Origin of the sequence: Jannaschia seohaensis, from assembly GCF_900116765.1 — a bacterium.
GTDB lineage: Bacteria > Pseudomonadota > Alphaproteobacteria > Rhodobacterales > Rhodobacteraceae > Jannaschia > Jannaschia seohaensis.
The window spans coordinates 237,890-259,934 of the sequence record NZ_UETC01000002.1 but is presented as its reverse complement, the minus strand read 5'-3'; the positions used below and the strand labels follow the sequence as shown (position 1 = coordinate 259,934).

Annotated in this window: 19 protein-coding genes and 1 tRNA gene; 8 read left to right on the top strand and 12 right to left on the bottom strand. The window is 70.3% G+C overall.

Translation table 11 applies throughout. The annotated features are described in order from the left end of the window. Positions 1 to 5: 5 nt before the first annotated feature. Positions 6 to 1,055 (bottom strand): alkane 1-monooxygenase, encoded by a 1,050-nt coding sequence (locus tag DTQ71_RS06040; protein WP_245947276.1) that lies wholly within the window; start codon positions 1,053 to 1,055, stop codon positions 6 to 8. A 204-nt stretch (positions 1,056 to 1,259) separates the two neighbouring features. On the opposite strand from DTQ71_RS06040, the gene DTQ71_RS06035 reads away from it, so the two are divergent. Next, positions 1,260 to 2,969: an NAD(P)H-dependent oxidoreductase subunit E gene (locus DTQ71_RS06035; RefSeq protein ID WP_109563379.1), complete on the top strand. Its 1,710-nt coding sequence runs from the start codon at positions 1,260 to 1,262 to the stop codon at positions 2,967 to 2,969. Positions 2,970 to 3,109: 140 nt separating this feature from the next. On the opposite strand, the gene DTQ71_RS06030 is transcribed toward DTQ71_RS06035, so the two are convergent. Beyond that, complete coding sequence (locus DTQ71_RS06030; RefSeq protein WP_109563378.1) at positions 3,110 to 3,997, bottom strand: lytic transglycosylase domain-containing protein; 888 nt, start codon at positions 3,995 to 3,997, stop codon at positions 3,110 to 3,112. 98 nt (positions 3,998 to 4,095) lie between these two features. Between DTQ71_RS06030 and ftsY the strand changes: the two genes are divergently transcribed. The 4 genes from ftsY to DTQ71_RS06010 all read left to right on the top strand — a co-directional run bounded on the left by ftsY (position 4,096) and on the right by DTQ71_RS06010 (position 7,329). Next, complete coding sequence (ftsY, locus tag DTQ71_RS06025; RefSeq protein ID WP_109563377.1) at positions 4,096 to 5,265, top strand: signal recognition particle-docking protein FtsY; 1,170 nt, start codon at positions 4,096 to 4,098, stop codon at positions 5,263 to 5,265. A 102-nt stretch (positions 5,266 to 5,367) separates the two neighbouring features. After that, positions 5,368 to 5,799: a hypothetical protein gene (locus DTQ71_RS06020; protein WP_109563376.1), complete on the top strand. Its 432-nt coding sequence runs from the start codon at positions 5,368 to 5,370 to the stop codon at positions 5,797 to 5,799. Between the two features lie 6 nt (positions 5,800 to 5,805). Beyond that, on the top strand, positions 5,806 to 6,696 hold the full coding sequence (locus DTQ71_RS06015) for an EamA family transporter (RefSeq protein ID WP_245947274.1): 891 nt from the start codon (positions 5,806 to 5,808) through the stop codon (positions 6,694 to 6,696). Between the two features lie 30 nt (positions 6,697 to 6,726). Then, on the top strand, positions 6,727 to 7,329 hold the full coding sequence (locus DTQ71_RS06010; protein ID WP_109563375.1) for an inner membrane-spanning protein YciB: 603 nt from the start codon (positions 6,727 to 6,729) through the stop codon (positions 7,327 to 7,329). A 707-nt stretch (positions 7,330 to 8,036) separates the two neighbouring features. On the opposite strand, the gene DTQ71_RS06005 is transcribed toward DTQ71_RS06010, so the two are convergent. Beyond that, complete coding sequence (locus tag DTQ71_RS06005; RefSeq protein ID WP_109563374.1) at positions 8,037 to 9,494, bottom strand: pseudouridine synthase; 1,458 nt, start codon at positions 9,492 to 9,494, stop codon at positions 8,037 to 8,039. A 77-nt stretch (positions 9,495 to 9,571) separates the two neighbouring features. On the opposite strand from DTQ71_RS06005, the gene DTQ71_RS06000 reads away from it, so the two are divergent. After that, positions 9,572 to 10,015, top strand: coding sequence for a nucleoside deaminase (locus DTQ71_RS06000; RefSeq protein ID WP_245947272.1), 444 nt, complete (start codon positions 9,572 to 9,574; stop codon positions 10,013 to 10,015). 207 nt (positions 10,016 to 10,222) lie between these two features. Here DTQ71_RS06000 and DTQ71_RS05995 read toward each other — a convergent pair whose 3' ends face one another. From DTQ71_RS05995 to DTQ71_RS05985, 3 genes are read right to left on the bottom strand one after another with little or no spacing between them, the layout of a single operon-like run. After that, positions 10,223 to 11,197, bottom strand: coding sequence for a P1 family peptidase (locus DTQ71_RS05995; RefSeq protein ID WP_109563373.1), 975 nt, complete (start codon positions 11,195 to 11,197; stop codon positions 10,223 to 10,225). Further along, on the bottom strand, positions 11,194 to 11,508 hold the full coding sequence (locus DTQ71_RS05990; protein ID WP_146204804.1) for a hypothetical protein: 315 nt from the start codon (positions 11,506 to 11,508) through the stop codon (positions 11,194 to 11,196). Before DTQ71_RS05990 ends, DTQ71_RS05995 begins: the two co-directional genes overlap by 4 nt. 16 nt (positions 11,509 to 11,524) lie before the next feature. Then, positions 11,525 to 12,265, bottom strand: coding sequence for a glucose 1-dehydrogenase (locus tag DTQ71_RS05985; RefSeq protein ID WP_109563371.1), 741 nt, complete (start codon positions 12,263 to 12,265; stop codon positions 11,525 to 11,527). Between the two features lie 108 nt (positions 12,266 to 12,373). On the opposite strand from DTQ71_RS05985, the gene DTQ71_RS05980 reads away from it, so the two are divergent. Then, the gene (locus tag DTQ71_RS05980; protein ID WP_109563370.1) at positions 12,374 to 12,742 is read left to right on the top strand and encodes a nuclear transport factor 2 family protein; all 369 of its coding nucleotides are present in this window, start codon (positions 12,374 to 12,376) and stop codon (positions 12,740 to 12,742) included. A gap of 6 nt (positions 12,743 to 12,748) precedes the next feature. On the opposite strand, the gene DTQ71_RS05975 is transcribed toward DTQ71_RS05980, so the two are convergent. The 3 genes from DTQ71_RS05975 to DTQ71_RS05965 form a co-directional block, all read right to left on the bottom strand. Next, positions 12,749 to 13,228 (bottom strand): acyl-CoA thioesterase, encoded by a 480-nt coding sequence (locus tag DTQ71_RS05975; protein WP_109563369.1) that lies wholly within the window; start codon positions 13,226 to 13,228, stop codon positions 12,749 to 12,751. A gap of 286 nt (positions 13,229 to 13,514) precedes the next feature. Further along, positions 13,515 to 13,588: transfer RNA gene (locus DTQ71_RS05970), tRNA-Gly, on the bottom strand. Positions 13,589 to 13,748: 160 nt separating this feature from the next. After that, complete coding sequence (locus DTQ71_RS05965; protein ID WP_109563368.1) at positions 13,749 to 17,696, bottom strand: hypothetical protein; 3,948 nt, start codon at positions 17,694 to 17,696, stop codon at positions 13,749 to 13,751. 157 nt (positions 17,697 to 17,853) lie between these two features. Here DTQ71_RS05965 and DTQ71_RS05960 point away from each other — a divergent pair, with 157 nt between their 5' ends. Next, positions 17,854 to 18,540 (top strand): SIMPL domain-containing protein, encoded by a 687-nt coding sequence (locus DTQ71_RS05960; protein WP_109563367.1) that lies wholly within the window; start codon positions 17,854 to 17,856, stop codon positions 18,538 to 18,540. Between the two features lie 60 nt (positions 18,541 to 18,600). Here the strand turns inward: DTQ71_RS05960 and DTQ71_RS05955 are convergent, their stop codons facing one another. The 3 genes from DTQ71_RS05955 to DTQ71_RS05945 all read right to left on the bottom strand — a co-directional run bounded on the left by DTQ71_RS05955 (position 18,601) and on the right by DTQ71_RS05945 (position 21,982). Continuing rightward, the gene (locus DTQ71_RS05955; protein ID WP_109563366.1) at positions 18,601 to 19,908 is read right to left on the bottom strand and encodes an O-acetylhomoserine aminocarboxypropyltransferase/cysteine synthase family protein; all 1,308 of its coding nucleotides are present in this window, start codon (positions 19,906 to 19,908) and stop codon (positions 18,601 to 18,603) included. A gap of 94 nt (positions 19,909 to 20,002) precedes the next feature. Next, positions 20,003 to 20,965 (bottom strand): alpha/beta fold hydrolase, encoded by a 963-nt coding sequence (locus DTQ71_RS05950; RefSeq protein WP_109563365.1) that lies wholly within the window; start codon positions 20,963 to 20,965, stop codon positions 20,003 to 20,005. Between the two features lie 66 nt (positions 20,966 to 21,031). After that, a complete protein-coding gene (locus tag DTQ71_RS05945) occupies positions 21,032 to 21,982 on the bottom strand; it encodes a homoserine O-succinyltransferase (protein WP_109563364.1) in 951 nt (316 codons plus the stop codon). Positions 21,983 to 22,045 lie beyond the last annotated feature (63 nt).

Sequence of the window (22,045 nt, the reverse complement as noted above, 5' to 3'; positions counted from 1 at the left end):
TCTCCTCAGGCGGCAATGTCACCCTCCGATGCGGCGCTGTCCAGTCCCCGATGCAGCGCGTCGACCCGTGGATTCATCATCTTGCGCCAATAGGCCGGCCAGAGCGCCAGCGTCACCATGACCGGCAGGGAGTAGGGCAGCATCGGCTGCTCGTCCGAAAGGCGCAGGGCCTCGAAGCCCCGCTGAGGATGGGCATGGTGATCGCTGTGGCGCGGCGCGTGCAGCGTCAGCAGATTGGTCATGATGTGGGGCGTGTTCCAGGAATGCTTGGGGCTGACGGGTTCGTATTTGTCCCCGATCTTGCGACGGCGCATCCCGTAATGGAGCACGTAATCGGTCATCAGAAGCTGGCTATGCACCATCAGACAGACCGCGAAATAGGCGCCCACCCCGGCGAGGCCCAGCGTCGCATAGGCCAGCACGATGCAGCCCAGGCCGCCCAGCACGTAGGTCCAATAAGGGTTGCGCGGGTTCATGGGGTGGCGTCCGGCATTGCGCTGACGCCGCTTTTCGACGGCCAGGCCCTTCCAGAAGGACTGATGCCCGGCGCGGAAGATGAAGCGCCACCAGCTCTCGTTCCGGCGCGCCGTGTTCGGGTCGAGCGGCGTGGCGACATGGACGTGGTGGAGCAGCGGATGGGCCGAGGTATGGTGCCCGAAAAGCAGCGTCACGTAGATCCAGCGCCCCAGCGCCCGTCGGAAGCGTTCCCTAGCGTGGATCAGCTCATGGGCGTTCGAGTTCATGATCTGGCCGAAGAACAAGCCACAGGCGATGAAATAGGCCAGCCAGTTCAGGACCGGGCCGCCCTGCGCCAGCGCCCAGACGCCCAGCGCGAGCAGCGGGAAGTGCAGAAGGGCCAGTCCGACGGTCAGCGCCTTGGCCTGACGCTGGGTCGGGCCGGGCGTTTCGCCTTGCAGGAAGTGGTCCATCGCGGCGACGACCCAGCCCATCCACAGGAAGGAGGCGAAGTCCCACCAGCCATCGGCGACGGCGCCGGCGAGCAGGAGGAAGATGGAGAGGCCGAGCGAGAGCAGGAAGTAAACGAAAGGGGGCATGGGCATCCGTAACTTGCTAATGACCGCAGCATAGCGCGAAACTCCGAAAAAACCGCGGCGGACCGATGGTCGCACTGTGGCGGAACGCATCTTGTGCGAGGGCGGGGGCTGCGCGTCACTGCGCAAACGGGCCTCAGGAGGTCGCTCCCGCGCGGAGGGGCGCGGCGGCCTGCGCTAAGCAGGAGAGGCAGCGAGGGGGAGCACATGCTCGACGGAAGCAACCGCAAGGGTGTCTGGAAATCCGGCAAGGGCCGGGGACGGGCGACGCCGAAAGGCCGGCAATATGACGATGCCGCCTTGTCCGAGATCCGCGCTCTGCTGGGCGACCGCCCGCGCCGCCGCGACCTGCTGATCGAGTTCCTGCATCTGATCCAGGATCGCTACGGCCACCAATCCGCCGCGCATCTGCGCGCCCTGGCCGAGGAGATGCGCCTCAGCATGGCCGAAATCTGGGAGGTCGCGACCTTCTACGCGCATTTCGATCCGCTGCGGGAGGATGACCCGGTGCCGCCCGACCTGACGATTCGGGTCTGCGATTCCCTGTCTTGCGAGTTGGCCGGGTCCGAGGCGCTGATCGATGCGCTGGAGTCGGGCATGGACCCGTCCCGCGTCCGCGTCCTGCGCGCGCCCTGTATGGGGCGCTGCGATACCGCGCCAGTCTGCGAAGTCGGCCACCGACATGTCGACCACGCCACGCCGGACCTCGTGTCGGAGGTCGTGGCCTCGGGCGACCGCCATGCGCGTATCCCGGACTATGAGACGCTCGACACCTACCGGGCGGGCGGCGGTTACGGGACGCTGACCCGTCTGCGCGAAACCGGCGACTGGGAGGCCGTTCAGGCGCAGGTGGCGGCATCCGGGCTGCGGGGCCTGGGCGGAGCGGGCTTCCCGTCGGGCAAGAAATGGGGCTTCGTGCGTGCCAATCCGGGGCCGCGCCTGATGGCCGTCAATGGCGACGAAGGAGAGCCGGGCACCTTCAAGGACCGCTACTACCTGGAGCGGGTGCCGCATCTCTTTCTGGAAGGCATGCTGATCGCCGCCTGGGCCGTCGAGGCGGAGCGGGTCTATCTCTATATGCGCGACGAATATCCGGCCGTGCTGGAGATCCTGCGCCGGGAGATCGCCGCGCTTGAGGCGGCGGGGCTGATCGCGCCGGGCTATGTCGAGCTGCGCCGTGGAGCGGGCGCCTATATCTGCGGCGAAGAATCCGCGATGATCGAATCGATCGAGGGCAAGCGCGGCCTGCCGCGCCACCGGCCGCCCTATGTGGCGCAGGTCGGGCTGTTCGGCCGTCCGACGCTGGTCCACAATATCGAGACCTGCCATTGGATCGCGCGTATCTGCCGCGAGGGGCCGGAGGTGCTGTCCGCCCATGAACGCAACGGCCGCAAAGGGTTGCGCAGCTATTCCGTCTCGGGCCGGGTGGCCGCGCCGGGGGTCTATCTGCTGCCCGCGGGCTCCACGATCACCGACATCATTGCGGCGGCGGGGGGCATGGCCGAAGGGCATGTGTTCAAGGCCTATCAGCCCGGGGGGCCGTCTTCGGGGCTGCTGCCCGCGTCGCTTGACGATGTACCGCTCGATTTCGACACGTTGCAGCCCCATGGCTCCTTCATCGGGTCGGCGGCGGTCGTGGTCTTGTCGGATCGCGATAGCGCCCGGGACGCGGCGCTCAACATGCTGCGTTTCTTCGAGGCGGAAAGCTGCGGACAATGTACGCCCTGCCGAATCGGCTGCGAGAAAGCGGTCAAGCTGATGCAGGCGCCGACCTGGGATACAGGGCTGCTGGAGGAGGTCTGCCAAGCGATGGCGGACGCCTCGATCTGTGGACTCGGACAGGCGGCGCCGAACCCGATCCGTCTGGTCGCGAAGCATTTTTCCGAAGAGATTTCCGGGATGTCGGAAAACGAATGAGCCGCCGGTCCTGAGGGATTGATGGGATTTCCCTCAGGGCCAGGCGGCTCGGACGCGAGGGGGACCGGTGCAAAGTCGCCCCACGCAGAAGGATCCAACGACAAAAAAGTTAGTAAATGGTTAATAAGTCGAGTCGCGCCTCAGTTTCTGAATGCGCGGCACGGACAACCTGCGCGTGAAATCGTCCTGCACAGACCTGTCGCCTCGACACGCGAGTCGGCGCCGACGCGGACCATCATGTAGACGCGGTCCCCCGGTCCTCGGCGGCGCACCGGCACATAATCCAACCGGTCCTCCGGCGCCGCGCGCCGGCAGCTGGCGGGCAGACGGCCCCAGGCGGCGCGCGCCGCGCTGCGGCTGGTGCCAAAGGCGATCTGCGCGCCCCAGGCCGACACGCGAGAGGGGGGCGGCCCGAGCGGCGTGACGCGGCGCTTGGCCGCCATCGTGACGCAGGCCTCCTGGAACGGCGTATCGCCGTCGAGGGCATAGCTCACCTCATCGGGCGGCTCGTCGCGCCAGGCCTCGGCGGAATGTCCCGTGATGATCGAGACATAGGCCCGAGTTTCGCGCGCAAGGCCGCCGGTTCCGGCCTTCCATCCCTCGGCCCGCCGCTCGCCCCCGTTATAGCCGATCGCGGCGAGCCCGAGACTGCCATAGCGGCGGGTCATCTCGCCCAGATATTCGGCGGAGCGCGCGACGGCTTCGGCGGGGTTGAACGGGTCTTCGAGTTCGCGCAGCCGCGCGGTGCTGTCGATGAACTGGGCGATGCCACGGGCGCGCATGGGGCTGACGACGTTCGGGTCGAAGCGGCTCTCCTGCCACAGAAGGCGGGCCAGAAAGCCCGGTGGCAGGCCGTGATGCCGCGCATCCGCCTCGATCTGCGCGCAGAGATCCGTAGCGAAATGGGCGGGATCCATTCGGATGCAGCGCTCCGGCGCGTCGATCCCTTTCGAGCAGAGCTCGGCGGGCGGGCCCTCCGCCCGGGCGAGCCCGGCGAGACAGGCGAGAAGAAGAGCGAGACGCCACATGGGCTCCGACGGTCCGACTGTGTGCGCTACCTGTCAAGCGACGGGCTTTCCACTCTGGCGGCGGCGCATTAGGTCCAGGGAGGAAAGGGAGGCCGCGCATGTCGTTCTTCAAAAAGCTCAAGGACCGCCTGACGCGGTCGTCCTCCAAGCTGGAGCAGGGGCTGGAGACAATCGTCGAGGAGGGCGCCGAAGCCGCGCCCGAACCCGCCGCGCCGCCGGCCGCGCCCGAGCCGGCGCCGCAGCCGGCGCCGACGCCTGCACCGGCGCCGCAGCCCAAGCCCGCCACGCCGCCCGCATCGCCCTCGGAGCCGTCGCCGGCCGCGCCTGCTGCCCCCACGCCGCAGCCCGAGCCCGAACCGGAGCCCGCGCCCGAGCCCGCCAAGCCCGGTCTCCTGGGTCGCCTCCTGGGCCGGAAAGCCGCGCCCGACGCGCCCCGCCGTGTCCTCGATGACGAGATGCTGGAACAGTTGGAGGATCTCCTGATCGCCTCCGACATGGGGGTCGACACCGCCATGCGCGTCACCGCCAACCTGGCCGAGGGGCGGATGGGACGCCGCCTTTCCGTCCCCGAGATCAAGGCCCTGCTCGCCGCCGAGATCGCCCGCATCATGGAGCCGGTCGCCCGGCCCATGCCGCTGACCTCCCAGCGGCCGCAGGTGGTGCTTGTCGTGGGCGTCAACGGCTCGGGCAAGACGACGACCATCGGCAAGCTCGCCTCCCAGTTCCGCGCGGCGGGCAAGTCGGTGGTGATCGCCGCGGGCGACACGTTCCGCGCCGCGGCCGTCGAGCAGCTTCAGGTTTGGGGCGACCGCGCCGGCGTTCCGGTGATGACGGCGCCCGAAGGTTCGGATCCGGCGTCGCTGGCCTTCGATGCGATGACCCGGGCCGAGGCCGAGCGCGCCGACCTCCTGCTGATCGACACGGCGGGACGGCTCCAGAACCGGGCCGACCTGATGCAGGAACTGGCCAAGATCGTCCGTGTCATCCGAAAGAAGGACCCGACGGCGCCGCACAATACGCTGCTGGTGCTGGATGCGACCACGGGGCAGAACGCGCTGAGCCAGGTCGAGGTGTTCCAGAAGCTCTCGGACGTGTCCGGGCTGGTCATGACCAAGCTGGACGGCACGGCGAAGGGCGGCGTCCTGGTGGCGCTGGCCGACCGCTTCGGCCTGCCGATCCATGCGATCGGCGTGGGCGAGCAGATCGACGATCTGGATGCCTTCGACCCCGAGGAATTCGCGGCGGCGCTGGTCGGTGCGGATGCCTGAGCGCGCGCCTCTGGCCGACGGTGCAGGGGGGCTTTGCCCCCCGTCGGCCTGGGGCCGACTCCCCCCAGGATATTTCTGCAGGGAAGAAGAAGGGGCGCGCGCATGATCGCGGACCGGTTGCGCCTGGGGCCCGATCTGTTTCCCGTGGACGAGGCGGAGCGGGAGGCCTTCCTGCGCGCGGCGGGCGTGCTGTCTCGGGAAGACTGCCCGGAGGGGTTTGCGGGGCATTCTGCCATCTGGGCCCGGGATCGGGACCTCCTGGTGGGGCAGGCGGCGTTGGTGGTGCTGGGCGACGACGTGCTGCGAGCGCAACTGGTGCCGCGGGGGCGCGAGGACCTGCCCGTCGCGTTGATTGACGCGCTGGCGGTGCGGGCCGAATATCGCGAGACCGGGCTGGAGGAGCGGATGGTTCGGACGCTCGTGCGCGGCTGGGCGGGGGCTGGGGAAGGGCTGGTCTATGTCGGCGCCGCCCATGCGCCGGTGCTGGCCTCGACCCTTGCCGCGACGGCTCCGGTCTTCGGCCTTTTGGACTGACCCCGCTTGGACTGGCTCACCTCCCTGGAGGGGACGGAGGCGGGACACCGCGCCGCCCTGATCCTCGCGCTGACGGCCGCTTTCCTGCACGCCATGTTCGGCGCGCTGCAAAAGGGGCGCTACGATCCCTGGACGTCGCGCACCGTGATGGATGTCGGGATCTTGGTGCTGTCGGCCCCGTTCGCGCTCTTCGTCGTGCCCTGGCCGCCGCTGGAGTTGTGGTGGGTCCTGGTCGGCATGGTGGTGATCCATTTCGTCTATAAGGCGCTGATGGCGATGACCTATGACCGGGGCGCCTATACCGTCGTCTATCCGGTGGTGCGGGGGACGGGGCCGCTCTTTACCGTGCTCGCGGCGGGGATGATTTTCGGCGAGAGCTTCACGGCGATGCAATGGGGCGGGGTGGGTCTGTTGCTGGCGGGGCTGTTCGGGCTGTCGGCCTATAACCTTGCCAAGATCACCGTCGCGCGCGAGAAGCTAGGGCCCGCGCTGGGTCTCGCCGTGATGACGGGTCTGATGGTGGCGGTCTACACGACCTGGGACGCCTATGGCATCCGCGCGGTCGAGAACCCCTTCACCTTTCTCGCTTGGTTCTTCTTCCTGACATCCTTCGACTTTCCGCTGATCGCGCTGGCCCGCGGCCGATGGCGCAGGCCGGACCGTCACATGCTGCGCCTGGGTCTGGTCGGCGCGCTCATCGCGTTCGGCTCCTTCGGCAGCGTGATGATGGCGACACGGCTGGACGATGTGGGCGAGGCGGCGGTTCTGCGCGAGACCTCGACCGTCTTCGCGGCCCTGATCGGCTGGCTCTGGCTGCGGGAGCCGGTGGGGCCGCGGCGCATCGTTCTCATGAGCTTGATCGCTCTTGGTGCGGTCGTGGTGGAAATGGGCGGCTAGCGTCGCTATCTGCCCCGGGAGGAGGTGCCCATGTCTGACCGAACCGTCGCCCCGTGGCTCAAGTCCACGTTGGAACTGGGCCCCGTCCTGGGCTTTTTCGTCGCCTATCTCTGGCTCAAGGACGAGACCTATACGGTGGGCGGGATCGCCTATGACGGCTTCATCGCGGTCACGGCTATCTTCATCCCTGTCATCCTGCTGTCGATGGCGATCCTGTGGCGCCTGACCGGGAAGCTGTCGCCGATGCAGGTCTTGACCGCCGTCCTGGTCATCGTGTTCGGGGGGCTGACCGTCTGGCTGAACGACGAACGGTTTCTCAAGGTGAAGCCGACGATCATCAACCTGATCCTGGGCGGCATCCTGTTTCTCGGCCTGTTCCGGAGCAAGTCCCTGCTCTCGATGGTCCTGTCCGAGGCGCTTCCGATGGACGAGGCGGGCTGGATGATCCTGACGCGGCGGATGGCCTGGTTCTTCGTGGCCTCGGCCGTCGCGAACGAGCTGGTCTGGCGAACGCAGTCGACCGAGTTCTGGGTCACGTTCGAGACCTTCGCCCTGCCGGGCGCGATGTTCGCCTTCTTCATCAGCCAGGCGGGGCTGATCAAGCGGCACTCGCTGGAGGACGATGCGACGTGAGCGGCGTCGGGGCTGGGTGACGCGGACGCTCGCCGATGTGACGGCGGCAGCGGCCATGGCGGTTCCGGGGGCCTGCAGGGCGATGCGATCTTCTATCCCGGAGGCCGCTGGGCTGGCCTCGGTCGAGGACAGAAACGATCTGCTGGCGCGGTACTTGTCTCATGGGACGTGGTTCCGGTTGCCTTTGGGGGTGATACCATCGGCAGGTGCCGGTGGAGATGATCCCGATCCTAACGGACTCCGCGTGCTTTGCTGAGTTTCTTGTCGGAATGCGGCGCGCACCGGCTAGGACGCGGAGACGGGCTGCCCGGACGGGGCGCGCGACCCAGCGGATCCGAGTGACCGGCTCTCGGTGTTCTTCGTAATCGAGTGGGGGCCTCTACCGGGTCCCGCCCTGGCGAAGTGCAGCCGAGCGAGGGCCTGGATACCGCGAGAGCGCCTGGATCGAGCCGATCAGCGGAACGGACAATGACGCAGTTCTTTGCCGACGACGGAACCGTGATCACTATTCTACGCTGTTATCACGAGACATCGCCGCAGCGGCGAGCGGGTGCCCGTTGCGAGGGCTTCTCGTCGCCTTCGTCGTCATCCCCTGCGCGCTCGGGCCACTCGGAACCGAGGAGCGCTGACGCGGACGTGTGGGAATGATCCGCGACAAAATCGCGGACTGGACATTCCAGGGAGGGTAGGGCGGGGGTATCCCCGCCCTACGGCTTCGGCTTGGTCGGTTTTGTGTAGGGCTTGCCGCCCATGGGCTTGGGCTTGGAGATGCCGCGGCCGCGCTGGCCGCCCTTGCGGAGCGAGACCGAGGTGTCGGCCCGCATCGCCGCCTTCCGCTGCGTCTTGGTCAGACGGGGGGCGCTGGTCTCCGGGGCGTCGCTGCGCGCTCGATCCTGCCCGGGCCTGCCTTCCCGCGGCGCCGCGCCGGCGACGCGTTTCGACCGGTCGGTCTTTGGGCCATCCCCGCGCTTGCGGTTTTCGAAGGGCCTGTCTCCGCGCGGTTTGCCCCCCTCGTCGCGGCGCGGCCGGTCGCCCTTTGGGCCGTCGCCGCGCTTGCGGTCGCCGAAGGGCTTGTCTCCACGCGGCTTGAACCCCTCGTTCTGCCGTGGCCCGTCGCCTTTGCGGCCGTCCTCCCGGGGGCGATCGCCATACGGTTTGGTCTTCCGCTCGGGCCGGTCTCCGTCCCGTCGCGGCCGGTCGTCGTCCCGACGGCCTTTGCCGAGTGCCTTGCCGTCATTGCGCGTCACCGGCGGCTTGCCGGTGCGCGGCTTGTCCGGGCGGCTGCCCGCGCGGTCGGCCCGCGCCCCCGGTCCCTTGCGGGGGGCGTCCCCGCGCGGCGCCTTGCCGCCCGGCTTTCCGCGTCCCTTGTCCATCAGTCGATCCCCTGCATGGCGGGGCGCGGCATCGCGCCGGGCCTCCGCGAACTCTCCGTCCCACACCGCGCCGAGCTGGTCGCGCAGCACACGCGGCTTCACTTCCTCGACCTCGCCCGGCGCCAGCTTGCCCAGCTGGAACGGCCCATAGCTCACCCGGATCAGCCGGTTCACCACCAGCCCGACCGCCTCGGCTGCGCGCCGCACTTCGCGGTTGCGGCCCTCGCGCAGTCCGACCGTCAGCCAGGCATTCGCCCCCTGCTGCCGGTCCAGCGTCACCTGCATCTCGCCGAAACGCTCGCCGTCGATCTCGATCCCGTCGCGCAGCCGTTGCAGCGCCGCCTCGTCCGGCACGCCGTTCACCCGCACGCGGTAGCGGCGCAGCCAGCCGGTCTCCGGCAACTCCAACCGGCGCTTGAGGTCGCCATCGTTGGTCAGCAGCAAGAGCCCCTCGGAGGTCAGGTCCAACCGCCCGACCGACAGAACCCGCCCGAGCCGGTCGCGCAGCGCGTCGAAGACCGTCTCTCGGTCTTTCTCGTCCCGCTCGGTCGTCACCAGCCCGGCGGGCTTGTGGTAGAGCCAGAGCCGCGCGCCCTCCGCCTCAGGCAACGGCACGCCGTCCACCGCGACACGGTCGCGGGGGCCGACATTGCGGGCTGGGCTGTCGACGGTCTGGCCGTTGATCGTCACCCGCCCCTCGGCGATCATGCGCTCCGCGTCGCGGCGCGAGGCGAGCCCGGCGCGGGCGATGGCCTTGGCCAGACGGGGGCCGTCGGATGTGTCCTGGGTCATGGCGCCCGCCTTACGCCCTTGCCGCGCTGCCGCCAAGCGGCTTGCGGGCGGCGCGCTCTCGGGGCAGGGAGCGGCCCATGTTCCGCAGCTTCATGCCCTTGGCGCTCGACGCCGCCCGAGCCGCCGCCGCGCGTGGCGAGGTTCCCGTGGGCGCCGTCATCTCTCGCGGGGACGAAGCGATCGCCGTCGAGGGCAACCGGATGCGGGAGCAAGGCGATCCGACCGGCCATGCGGAGATGCTGGCGATCCGGGCGGCCTGCGCCGCGCTGGGCGTGTCGCGCCTGAGCGGTTGTGCGATCTGGGTGACGCTGGAGCCCTGCGCGATGTGCGCCGGCGCCATCGCCCATGCACGGCTGGATCGGCTGCATTTCGGGGCGGCCGATCCGAAATCGGGTGGGGTTCTGCACGGCGCGCGGGTCTTCTCCCACCCCCAGGCGCATCACCGGCCCGAGATCCATGACGGGATCGACGCCGAAGCCTCCGCCTCGCTGCTGCGGGACTTCTTTGAGGGCCGCCGGTAGGTCGCGCGATGGGCCAAAGGTCGGTGCGGCACGGGAGGTCGCGGCCGCCGAACCGAGGGCAGGGCTTGCCTCGGTCGTGAGGCTATGGGCCTCCAAGCATGGGGCGGAGGGACCGGCCCGATCCGCCAGGAGGGCAGAGCCGATCGGCCTCTCGATGCCGTCCTGTAGGGCAAGCGGACGGCCTCCCGCGACGCGCCCGGCGGGGCCTTAGCCGAAGCGCTCGGACCAGGCGGGAAGGAGACCGCCGGGTTCGGCCGCGCGCACGCCGCGGGCGATGGCGCGGGTGAGGCAGCCGGCCGCCGCATGGCCCAGACGCAGTGTGTCCCACACGGGATCGGCCAGGTCGCGCGCGCCAGTCGCGGCGGCGAAGATCAGGTCGCCATCCATCGGGGTGTGGCTGGGCTGGATGGCGCGGGCCATCCCATCCTGCGCCGCCGTCGCGAGGCGCGTGGCCTGGGCCTGAGTCAGAGCCGCGTCGGTGGCGACGATGGCGATGGTGGTGGCCTCGCGCGGGCCGCTTTCGCCGAAGGGCTCCCAATCCGGGGGCAGATGGCCGGGCGCGTCTCCAAGGTCTTCGCCCAGCGCCCAGGGAGCGGCGAAGAACCGTCCGGCATCGTCGCAAACCCGTCCCAAGGCGTTCACGGCCACCAGCGCGCCCACCGTCACGCCGTTCTCCAGGACGCAGGAGGCGGTGCCGAGGCCGCCCTTGAGGTCCATCACCGTCGCTCCGGTTCCCGCCCCCACACTGCCGCACGCGACGTCCAAGCCAGCGGCGTCCAGCGCGGCCCGGCCCAGCGCGCCGTAAGGGTTCACGTCCCAGTTCTTGTCGCCGCCGTTGCGCAGGTCGAAAAGGATCGCGCCGGGCACGATCGGCACGAGCTGATCGACCACGCGGAACCCGCGGCCGGCCCGGCGCAGCCCGTCCATCACGCCCGAGGCCGCGTCCAAGCCAAAGGCCGACCCGCCCGACAGCACCAGCGCGTCCACCTCCTGCACGGTCTTGTCCGGGGCCAGCAGGTCGGTTTCGCGGGTGCCGGGCGCGCCGCCCATGACGTTGACCCCGGCAACGAAGGGCGCGTCCCCGACCAGCACCGTCACGCCCGAGCGCAGCCGCGCGTCCGAGGCCGAGCCCACCCGCAGCCCGGCCACATCGGTGATCGCGTTGCGCGGTCCCGCCCTCATGCCCGCGTCACCTGTCCGGTGAAACGACCGAGGCGCCGGAGCCGGGCATCCGTGTCGAACCGCCCGGTCACCAGCGCGCCGGGCAGGACGAGGATAAGCGCCTGATCTCCGGCCTGCTCGGCGATATCCGCCGCCGTCGCCGCGTCGAAATAGCCGCGCAGGCGCGTGCCGTGGGGCGGCCGGATCACCTCGATATGGTCCAAATCCGGGGACAGCCCCGCTCGCTCCGCCGCGTCGAGCAGATGGGCGAAGGCCAGTTGTTGGCTGGCGAAGGGGCCCGCAAGAACCTCGATCTCGGCGCTCAGCCGCATGGCGCGCGGCCCCTGATCATATGCAGCGCCCGCCATCGACCTCCAGCCCCACGCCGGTGATCATGCTCGCGTCGTCCGAGCAGAGGAAGCAGGCGGCCGCGCCCATATCCTGCGGCGTGGAAAAGCGGCCGAGCGGGATCGTCGACAGGAACTTCGCCCGCATCTCAGGCGTGTCTTCCCCCATGAAGCTGGAGAGCAGCGGGGTCTCTCCCGCGACCGGGTTCAGGCAGTTCACCCGCACGCCCGCCGGGGCCAGTTCGACCGCCATCGCCTTGGTCGCGGTGATCATCCAGCCCTTGGAGGCATTGTACCAATTGAGCCGCGGGCGGGGCGAGACGCCCGCCGTGGAGGCCACGTTCAGGATCGCCCCGCGCCCGGCCGCCTTCATCACCGGCACGATATGACAGGCAGAATAGTAGACGGATTTCGCGTTGACGGCGAGGACGCGGTCGAACTCCTCCTCCGTGACCTCCTCCATCGGCTTGGGCAGATGGGTGATGCCCGCGTTGTTCACCAGGATGTCGATCCGCCCCCAGGCCTCCATCGCCTGCGCGGTGACCGCGCGCCAAGCGTCGTCCTTGGAGACGTCCATCGCCGCGTTCAGTCCTCCGACGGCGGCGGCGACCTCCGCCGCACCCTCCGCGTTCAGGTCGGCCACCAGAACCTGAGCCCCCTCGGCGGCGAAGCGTTCCACGATGCCCTTGCCAAAGCCCGAAGCGCCCCCGGTCACGATGGCCGTCTTATCCGTCAATCTCATGGCAGTCCTCCCGCGCGGCACACTGCCCGCAGCGCGCCCGGGCCGCCAGTCCGATCTTTCATCCGGCTGTCATGTTAGGATGCGAGTCGCGCGTTGTGGAGGACCGTCATGGACATGAAGCAGATCGCAGCCGAGCTCGTCGCGGGCTGCCGCGACGGGCGTGAAACGGAGAACTTGGCCCGGCTCTATGCGCCCGACGCGGTCAGCGTCGAGGCGGTGGATTTCGGCGGCGGGCGCGAAACCAGGGGGATCGACGGGATCAAGGGTAAGCATGCCTGGTGGAACGCCACCTTCGAGACTTTGGACGCGAAGGTCTCCGATCCGATGCCCCATGGCGACGACCGCTTCGCGGTCATTTTCGAGGTCCGCACCCGCAACAAGGAGACCGGGGCCGAGGACGAGATGCGCGAGGTCGGGATCTATCACGTCGCGGGTGGCAAGATCGTGCGGGAGGAGTTCTTCTATCCGACCGGCTGAGCCGCCTTAGCCGGGCCCGTTGGCGCCATCGGCCCGGAACACCTCCAACGTGCTTTCGGGCAAGGGTTTCTTGGTGGTGAAGTCCGCCTCCATCAGGCAGATCACCGCCTCGGAGGTGGCGCAGAGCCTGCCATCCCGCCAGACGCCGTATTCCATCGTGAAGGAGGTCCGGCGATAGGCCCGCACCCGGCCCGCGACGACATAGACGTCTTCCAGGTAGAGGGGCGCGCGATAATCGACCGACACGCCCTTGAGCACGAAGACCGGCCGGGCGCCCGGCGTCGTGTAATCGCCGATCTGGAAGTGCCGGAAGTAGTCGATGCGGAAGGTCTCGAACCAGCTCAGATAGACGGCGTTGTTGACGTGATCGAGCACGTCCAGTTCCCGAAACCGCACACGGTCCGCCTGGCCCAGACGGAACGGGGCAGGCACGCCCGCGCCGCGCAGGGCCTCGCCGGTCAGGGGAGTGAGAAGGGGGAAAGTCATCGCGCCTCCGGTCTCGCGGCGCACGCCGAGCCGCAGGCGCCTCGGGGCGAGGGGGTAGGGCGGTGCCGGGCTACGGTCAAGCCGGCGACGCGGGATCGGCGTCCGGGCCGTCCTAGTGCCGCCTCGGGGCGCGCGCGCAGGCAGATGTCTGGCTGGGAGAGGGCGCTGGCGCTTGGCGGCGTCGATCTACGCCCCGGGCGGGTCTGCTTTCGGTCCGGGGGCAGAGGCTCGCTCCCGAGGCGTGACGCCGAAAAGGCGTCGGCTGGCATCGGAAGGGGGGAGAGATTGGAGCGGGTAACGGGAATCGAACCCGTAACTTAAGCTTGGGAAGCTCGCGTGATACCTTTTCACCATACCCGCAATGGGCTTTCGCCCGGCGCATTCCCTACGCCCCCCGCCTGGGTTTCGCAAGGGGCGCGCGCGGATGAAAGCTCGATCCGGGTCGCCTGCGCCGGGCGCGTGATCTGCCGGTCGGCGGGGGGGCGTCACGGTCAATGCTCTCCGCGCCCGCCACACGCCGTCAGCCGCGCGGGAGCTCCAGCACCACGTTGCGGCCGCCGCGCTGATATTGCAGCCGATCCTCGCCGATGGCGGTGACGCGGCCCCGGTCCAGCCGGTCGCCCACCTCGACCTTCACGTAACGTCCATTCGAGAGCCGGACGAGCGCGCGCCGCGCATTGGCCCGGCCGTAGACGCCGATCAGGTTCGTCTGGTTGAGACGCAGCACGTTTCGCTCGGTGGCGGCCCGTTCGACATTGCCGCCGGCCGATCGGATCGGCGGCGACCCGCGATCGACTCGCGTGGCCGCTTGTTGGCGCGGCTGGGTGGTGGCGGCGCTGGCGGCGGCTGCGACCTGACTTCGCTGCGACACGATGCGTGCGGCCTCCCGCTCCACATGGCGGGGCCGGGTGCGGGGCCGTTCGGACGCCGCCAGGGCGAGCACGGAGACGGGACCCGACGACACGCTCGGGGTGGAATCGGCCGCGACCGAGGCGAGCGAGGCCGCGGCGGCCTGCTGCGCCGCGTCGATGGCGGCCTGTTCGGTGGCCGCACGCGCCGAGGCGATGGCGGCTTTGGTGGCTTCTTCGGCGATGGAGGCCGGGCGCGGGCGGGGCTGGGTGCGGCGCAGCGCCGCGAGGGCTGCCTCTTCGGCCTCTGCTTCCGCGGCGAGCGCGGCCGCCTGCGCGGCGGCCGCCGCGTCGATGGCGTCCGGCCGCGCGACGGGACGCACGCGCCGCAGCACGCTGTCCTCGATCACTGCCTCGGGTGTGGCGTCCTCGCCTGCGGCGCTCTCGGTCGCGGCCTCCGACTCCGCCTCCGCCGCAGTGAGGCCCTCGGAATCCTCGGCCCGGCGCGCGGGCATCGTGTCCGGGCGGCCGAGCTGGAGCGTGTAGCCGCCCGGCGCTAAAACGCCCTCGGGGGTCGGGGCCACGAGGTCCGACGTCGCATCGACCGAGGCCCGTTGCACGACCTCTGGCGCGGCGGTGTCGCTGGGGACCAGCTCCGGCGCGTCGGTCGCCCCGCTGGTCTCCTCGGTCACGGGGCGAGGCGCGGGGAGCGTCTCCGGGCGGCCAAGCAGGAGCGTGTAGCCCCCCGGCGCCAGAACGCCCTCTTCGCTCGGCGCGATCAGCGCAGCCTCGGTCACTCTCGCCTCGGCGGCGGCCGTCGCGTCCTGAAGGGGCGCAGCCTCTGGCGAAGGGTCGGTCGCGGCGGCGTCGCCATCCTCGGGCCGGGGCGCGGGGAAGGCGTCGGGCCGGCCTTCCAGGAGCGTGAAGCCGCCAGGGGCGACGACGCCTTCCGGGGCCGGCTCCGGCGGTCCGGTCTCGGCCTCGGCCGCATTCGGTTCGGGCGAAGCCGGGTCCGGGGCGGCGCTGGTTTCCGCCTCCGTCTCGGGGCGGCGCAGCGGGAGCGTGGCCGGGCGGCCTTGGAGAACGGTGTAGCCGCCGGGGGCGAGCGTGCCCTCTGTTGTCGCCGCGACGAGGGTGATTTCGGCCTCTTCCGGGGCGGCGAGCCGGTCGAGCGCCGCAGTCGCGAGCGAGGCGAAGGCAGGAGAGGCCGGCGCGGACGGCGCCGGTATGTCGGCCACCGCGTCGAGCGTGGCCTCGGTCGCGTCCGCCGCGACGTTCCGCTCCGCTTCGACGGTCTCGGTCTGCGTCGGCTCGGGGGCGACGGCCTCGGCTTGCGCCGCCAATGCCGCGAGACGGGCCTCGGCCGCGCCGCCAGGCCGGGGACGCGGCAAGGCCGCGGGCTGGCCGCGCAAAAGCGCATAGCCCGTTGGCAACACGGTCCATTCCCGCGTCGCAGGCGTCAGGCCGAGCGCCGCGTCGCGGCTCTCGATCAGCTCTACTGGCGGCGGGTTGCGTCGCGGGGTGAGCGGGTCCGGCGCGGTCGCGACCGTGGGCAGGCCCGCCATGGCCGGCCCGGAAAGCGCCGGGTCCAGCGCGGCCTCCACCACCGGCGATCCCGGGATGGCGGGCGGTGCGATCCGGTCCGGCGCGTCGAAATCCCCATCGGCCTTCCAGATGCCGATGAAGACTGCGGGCGTCGTTTCGGCGGTCGGGGCGGTCTCGAAGGAGGGGGGCTGGGCGAGCCCGGGCGCGACGCTGGCCTGGATATGTTCCTCAGATTGCGGATCCTCGGGCAGGCTGCGGGCCAGGAGGGGCGTCTCGATCGGTGTCGGTGCCGAGATCCCCGCGGGGCCCGCCCGGCCGGTCGTGACCGAACCCGGCTCGGGCAGCAGGGCGGCCGGGTCCGAGGCCTCCGCAGGCGCGACGGTGACCGCAGGAAGCGCCGCGATTTCGCGCTCCTCGGACGGGTCCGGGGTCGTGGGCAGCAGCGTCACCGCACCCGCGGCCGGGGCCCGGGTCTCTTCCTGGGCGGTCGCGGCGTCGTCGCCGAGCAGCGTGGCGCCCAGACCGACGAGGATCAGGATCGCCAGCAGGCCAAGGGTGAGCATCAGCCCCAGCCGCGCGCCGCCCCGCGCTTCGGCCGCCTGGGCCCGGGCGATGCCCGGCAAGGCAAGCGACTCGGCCTCGCTGGGGGTCTTCGGGTCGGCGTCAGACCGGTTCGGCGCGGCGGCCTCCTGCGCGCGCTGCTCCTCCGCGCGGCGCTTGATCCGGGCGGCAAGGCTGGCGGGCGCGTCCTCGGGGGCGACCTGGTAGCGCTTGGGCCGGTCGGGGGCAGGCGCCGGAGTCTTGGCGGCCTCCCCGCCCTCGGCCTTGCGGCGCGCGTTCGCCTCTTCCCATTCGGCCACGGCGTCCGGATCGGTGGCCCGTCGCTTCAGATGGGCGGCAAAGCTGCCCGGGGGCGCGACCGGTGGGGCCTTGAGCGCCTTCGGCCCGGTGCGGCCGGGGCTGTCCTCGATGGTGGGGGCAGAGTTTTTCTTGGGCGCGTCGAAGGTTTGCGGGGGCGGCGCGTCCTCCGCGGGGGCGGACTTTTTCGGGGCATCGAACCGGGGCGGCGTCGATGGCGACGCGGTCATCGGGGGCTCGGCTGGGCGCGAGGTCGAGATGGGATAGCGTGCACCGCGCGTGCCCTGCGCCTCGATATCGGCGGGGGTCGGTAGCGGAGGCGCGTCCCGTCCGGCACCCAGCGCGGGGGTCGCGGTCAGCCGGGGCGTGATGCGGGCCAGGCGGTCACCATTGGCGGCGCGGGCTTCCGGTGGGGTCGGGGCGGCCGGCGCGGCGGCGCGGGTGCTCACGAAGCCGGGCGTGTCCGCCGGGTCGGACGCCGCGCCCTGGTCCGGGGTCGGGGGCGTGGGCCGGAATGTGAGCGGCGCGTCCTCGGCGCTGGGGGGCGCCGGGGCCTCGGTCTCGGCGACATCCTGCGCCGCGTCCTCGGAGGCGTCGAACGGGATGGGCGCTTCCTCCGCTGGCGCGGCCTTGGAGTCAGGCGTCGCGCTTTCCTCAACCGGCTCCGGCAGGGGCGGGGCGGGGACGGCGCGGAAGCCGTCCTCAATCATCAACTCCAGCGTGTCGCCCGCCAGAAGATCCCCTGCCAGCCCCGTCTTCCCGAAGGACGGGATGCCGGGATAGGCCGGATCGTTCGGGTTGGCGGCGACGGCCACGGGGCGGAAGCCGTATTCCGCGGCGAAGCTCTCCGCCTCCATCAGCGTGTCGAGGGCCACGACCGCCACTTGCAGCCGGTCGCCCCGCTCCACGTAGTCCCAGGTCAGGTCCGCCACGTCATAGGGCGTGCGCCCCTTGAGCAGAGAGCGGATCGTCTCGTCCGGGCGGCGGTCGTCCCGCTCCAGCGAGGTGTAGAGAAGCTGACTGTCGGGCAGCACGAGCACCGAGACGAAATCGGCGCCGACCCGCCGCTCGGCCACGTCGCGCAGCTGGGCCAGACGCTCGGGCATGTCCGGGTCGGTCAGGCGCACCGTGCCCTCGCGCCACCAGCCGCCTTCGGGCGCGCGGCTCAGCACGGTGATCGTGTCGAGTGTCAGGTCCAGGGCGATTTGAGGTGTCATCGGGTCGGGCCTAGCACGAGGGGCGGGCCGTCGCGAGAACGACCTGGGGTCTGGATCGAGCTTAAGGCAAGCCTCCGCCGATGGAAAGAATCCGGGCTGACCCGATGGCTTGCGGCGATAGTGTGGTGGGGAAGGATCATTTCGAGGACGAGCCGCTATGCGTGTTGCAACACTTTTACTCTTTCCGCTGCTTATGGCCTTTGCGGCCCCCGCCCAGGAGGCGCCGCGCCTCACCGTCGAGGGACGAGGCGAGGTGACGCAGGTGCCCGACATGGCGACGATCCGCGTTTCCGTTACCCGCGAGGCAGAGGCGGCCGAGGCGGCGATGGACGCGCTGGCCACCGCAATGGATGCCGTGCTGGAGCGGATCTCGGCCGAGGCGGTCGCCGCGCGCGACGTCCAGAGCAGCACTGTGTCGCTCCAGCCGCGCTGGGACCGGCCTGACGATCGGGGTGCGCCCCGGATCTCGGGCTACGAGGCGCGCGCGACGGTCACGGTGCGGGTGCGGGACTTGGACCGGCTCGGCGCGGTGATGAGCGCCGTGGTGGATGACGGGGCGAACGGGCTGGACGGTCTGAGCTTCCAGATGTCCGACCCGCGTCCGGCCGAGGACGCGGCGCGCCGCGCGGCCTTCGAGGACGCGATGGCCAAGGCGCGTCTCTATGCCGAGGCGGCGGGGCTGACGGTGGGGCCGATCCTGCGGCTCGCCGAGGGCGGGGCCAACCTGCCCGGTCCCGCGCCGATGGTGCAGATGGAGATGGCGCGGGCCATGCCCATCGCGCCTGGGGAGATTTCCGAAGTCGTGACGGTCACGCTCGAAATCGCGCTGGTCCCGGCCGAGTAGGGTCGCGCCGGCGAGTGGGACAGCCCGCGTACGGGCTGTCCCAGGTGATTGCTGTGCGCCTTACTCGGCGGCCATCTGCGGCGCGGCCTTGGCCAGCGCCTGCTCAAGATCGGCGATCAGGTCGTCGGCATCCTCGATCCCGATGGAGATCCGGACCACATCCGGCCCGGCGCCCGCCGCCTCCTGCTGCTCGGGCGAGAGCTGCCGGTGGGTGGTGGAAGCGGAGTGGATACAGAGGCTGCGCGTGTCGCCCAGATTGGCGACGTGGCTGAAGATCTCGACCGAGTCGATGAACTTCACGCAGGCGTCGTAGCCGCCCTTGAGCCGGAAGGTGAACAGACCGCCCGCGCCCTCCGGGCAGACCTTCTTGGCCAGCGCGTTATAGGGCGACGACGGCAGGCCCGCATAGGTGACCTCGGCGACGGCGGGATGGGTCTCCAGCCAGGCGGCGATCTTCTCGGCATTGGCGACGTGGCGCTGCATCCGGAGGCTCAGGGTCTCGATGCCCAGCAGCGTGTAATGCGCCGCCTGCGGGTTCATCGTCATGCCCAGATCGCGCAGGCCCACGGCGATTCCGTGGAACGTAAAGGCCATGCCGCCGAAAGTCTCGTGGAAGCGCAGGCCGTGATAGGCGGGCTCGGCCTCCGAGAGGGAGGGGAACTTGCCCGATGCGGACCAGTCGAACTTGCCCGAGTCTACGATGCAGCCGCCGGTCACGGTGCCGTTGCCGGTCAGGTATTTCGTGGTCGAGTGGACGACGAGCGTCGCGCCGTGCTCGATCGGGCGCACGAGGTAGGGGGTCGCCGTGGTGTTGTCGATGATGAGCGGCACGCCCGCCGCGTCGGCCACATCGGCGATGGCGCGCACATCCATGATCCAGCCGCCGGGATTGGCGATGGCCTCGCCGAAGACCGCGCGGGTGTTCTCGTCGATGGCGTCGGCCACGGCCTGCGGGTCGTCGAAATCGACGAACTTGGCCGACCAGCCGAAGCGCTTGATGGTCTGGGAAAACTGCGTGACCGTGCCGCCATAGAGCCGGGTCGAGGCGACCACATTGCAGCCCGGTTGCATCAGCGGGAAGAGCGCCATGATCTGCGCCGCGTGGCCCGAAGAACAGCAGACCGCGCCGATCCCGCCTTCCAGCGTCGCGATCCGCTCTTGCAGGACGGCGACGGTGGGGTTGGTCAGGCGGGAATAGATGTAGCCCACCTCCTGGAGGTTGAAGAGCTTGGCCGCGTGCTCCGCGTCGCGGAAGACATAGGCGGTGGACTGGTAGATCGGCGTCTGGCGGGCGCCGGTCGCCGGGTCGGGATGGCTGCCGGCATGCACTTGAAGCGTGTCGAAGCCGTATTGGCGGGTCTCGGTCATGGGTCTCTCCCTCGCGTTTGGGGCGCAACGTAACGTGGCCCCCGAGCGCCTGCCAGGGGGAACCGGGGCCGCGCGCCGCGAACGATGCCGAGGCTCAGGTCGCCGCGGCCGCTGCCCGGTCGATGGCGGCGATCACGGCCTCGGTGCGGGCGTGGTGGGGCATGTGGCCGACCCCGTCCAGCATCGTCAGCGACGTGTGCGGCACGCGGGCGCGGAACGGGTGGGCATGGATCTGCGCCGGGACGATGGTGTCGGCATCGCCGTGGACCCACTCGATTGGCAGTGTCAGACCGGGATAGCGCGCCTGCATCCGAATGATGTGGGGCTTCAGGCCGTTCACCTGGCGCGCATTGGCCCGCAGCGAGGCGCGGCGGAGCGTCAGCGGCGCGCCGATATGGGCCTCATAGCCCGCGGGCACCGGGTCCGGGTCGAAGATCCGCCGGGTGATGTCGCCCAGCTGCGCGTCGGTCACCGTCGCGGTCAGCACGGGCACGGCGAGCGCGCCGCCGGGGGCCGAGGCGGTCACGGCATAGAGCGGGCCGAGCCCGCCTTCCCATTCCATCGCCGCCGCCGCCAGCAGCACCAGCGCCCGCGCCGGGTGGTCCAGCGCCCAGGCCAGCGCCACCGTGCCGCCGAAGCTGTGGCCCAGCACGATCGGCGGGCCCGCGCCGATCTGGGCATAGGCCCGAGCCAGCAGTGCGGCCTGCTCCTCGGGCGTTTCCGCGCGGGAGGTCCAGGCAGCGGCATAGGCGGGATCGGGGCGGCCGGTATAGCCCAGCCCCGGACGGTCGAAGGCGATGCAGCGATAGCGGTCCTGCAGCCGCGAGATCAGATCGAAGGTGAATTCCCGAAGGTTGCCCGACGCGCCGTGGATCATCACGAGATCCGGCCCGGTCCCGCGCACGACCGCGTGGACGGGCACGCCGCCGACATCGAGGATCTTGCCCTGAGGAGGATAGGCGGCCTCGGCCGCGCTTTCCCGCCGCATGGCCCTCCGGGCCACGCCTCCGGTCAGGAGCGTCGCCACACCGCCAGCGATGAGCCTGTGTCCCGACATGCCGTCACTCTACGCGGCCGGGCGGGCAGAACAATGGCGTCGGCGCGGCCTCGCGGGCGCGTCCGCTCACAGCGGTTCCGGGTCGGCTCCCAGGACCTGCCGGTGGGTGCCGATCAGACGGGTGTCGAACGGTGTTGTCTGATAGATCTCGTTGATCCAATTGCCATAAAGCAAGTGTCCATGGCTGCGCCAGCGGTTCTGCGGCTTGCGGGTCGGATCGTCGTCAGGGTAATAGTTGCCGGGGATGTTGATCGGCGTCCCGTTGGCGATGTCCCGCTCGTACTCTTTTTGCAGCGTGTCGCTGTCATACTCGAAATGGTTGAAGATATGGACGCAGCGGCGCGCCCGATCCTCGACCAGACAGGGCCCCGTCTCCTCGGAGCCCAGCAGCACCTCCATCCCCGCCGCCTCGACCTCGTCGCGCCAGAGCTCGGTCCAGCGCGAAACGGGCACGAGGCATTCGTCCGAGAAGCCGCGCAGATAGGGCGAGGCAGGCGCCTCGTTGGTGACGCGGAAGCAGCCGAACAGCTTATGGTCCAGGATGTGCTTGGGCACGCCGTGGAAATGGTAAGCCATCGCCATCGCGCCCCAGCAGACGCCGAAGGTCGAATGCACGTTCGTCTGCGTCCAGTCCATCACCTCGCGCAGCTCGTCCCAATAGGTCACCTCCTCGAAGGGGAGATGCTCGATCGGGGAGCCGGTGACGATGAGCCCGTCGAACTTCAGGTGCTTCACGTCCTGGAAGGCGCGGTAGAACGACTCCATATGCGCGGCGGGCGTGTTCTTCGACTGATGCTCGGTCATGCGGATCAGCGTGAGCTCGACCTGGAGCGGCGTGGCGCCGATCAGCCGGGCGAACTGCGTCTCGGTCGCGATCTTCATCGGCATCAGGTTGAGCAGGCCGATCCGCATCGGCCGGATGTCCTGCCGGGAGGCCGCGCGGTCGGACATGACCATCACGCCCTCGCGGCCCAGCACATCGTAGGCGGGAAGGTCGCGGGGGAGGGTGATGGGCATGGCGGGCCTCCGTTGGGCCGTTTTGTCGGCTTCTAGGGCGGGACCGGGGGCCAGCCCCCGGAC

Coding starts and splice junctions, on each gene's coding strand:
- DTQ71_RS05990 (WP_146204804.1), bottom strand. CDS start 11,508: ATGCGGCTGAGCGCCGAGATCGAGGTTCTTGCGGGCCCCTTCGCCAGC.
- DTQ71_RS05945 (WP_109563364.1), bottom strand. CDS start 21,982: ATGCCCATCACCCTCCCCCGCGACCTTCCCGCCTACGATGTGCTGGGC.
- DTQ71_RS05995 (WP_109563373.1), bottom strand. CDS start 11,197: ATGAGGGCGGGACCGCGCAACGCGATCACCGATGTGGCCGGGCTGCGG.
- ftsY (WP_109563377.1), top strand. CDS start 4,096: ATGTCGTTCTTCAAAAAGCTCAAGGACCGCCTGACGCGGTCGTCCTCC.
- DTQ71_RS06030 (WP_109563378.1), bottom strand. CDS start 3,997: ATGTGGCGTCTCGCTCTTCTTCTCGCCTGTCTCGCCGGGCTCGCCCGG.
- DTQ71_RS05955 (WP_109563366.1), bottom strand. CDS start 19,908: ATGACCGAGACCCGCCAATACGGCTTCGACACGCTTCAAGTGCATGCC.
- DTQ71_RS06040 (WP_245947276.1), bottom strand. CDS start 1,055: ATGCCCCCTTTCGTTTACTTCCTGCTCTCGCTCGGCCTCTCCATCTTC.
- DTQ71_RS06035 (WP_109563379.1), top strand. CDS start 1,260: ATGCTCGACGGAAGCAACCGCAAGGGTGTCTGGAAATCCGGCAAGGGC.
- DTQ71_RS05960 (WP_109563367.1), top strand. CDS start 17,854: ATGCGTGTTGCAACACTTTTACTCTTTCCGCTGCTTATGGCCTTTGCG.
- DTQ71_RS05950 (WP_109563365.1), bottom strand. CDS start 20,965: ATGTCGGGACACAGGCTCATCGCTGGCGGTGTGGCGACGCTCCTGACC.
- DTQ71_RS05980 (WP_109563370.1), top strand. CDS start 12,374: ATGGACATGAAGCAGATCGCAGCCGAGCTCGTCGCGGGCTGCCGCGAC.
- DTQ71_RS06010 (WP_109563375.1), top strand. CDS start 6,727: ATGTCTGACCGAACCGTCGCCCCGTGGCTCAAGTCCACGTTGGAACTG.
- DTQ71_RS05985 (WP_109563371.1), bottom strand. CDS start 12,265: ATGAGATTGACGGATAAGACGGCCATCGTGACCGGGGGCGCTTCGGGC.
- DTQ71_RS06020 (WP_109563376.1), top strand. CDS start 5,368: ATGATCGCGGACCGGTTGCGCCTGGGGCCCGATCTGTTTCCCGTGGAC.
- DTQ71_RS06005 (WP_109563374.1), bottom strand. CDS start 9,494: ATGACCCAGGACACATCCGACGGCCCCCGTCTGGCCAAGGCCATCGCC.
- DTQ71_RS06000 (WP_245947272.1), top strand. CDS start 9,572: ATGTTCCGCAGCTTCATGCCCTTGGCGCTCGACGCCGCCCGAGCCGCC.
- DTQ71_RS05975 (WP_109563369.1), bottom strand. CDS start 13,228: ATGACTTTCCCCCTTCTCACTCCCCTGACCGGCGAGGCCCTGCGCGGC.
- DTQ71_RS05965 (WP_109563368.1), bottom strand. CDS start 17,696: ATGACACCTCAAATCGCCCTGGACCTGACACTCGACACGATCACCGTG.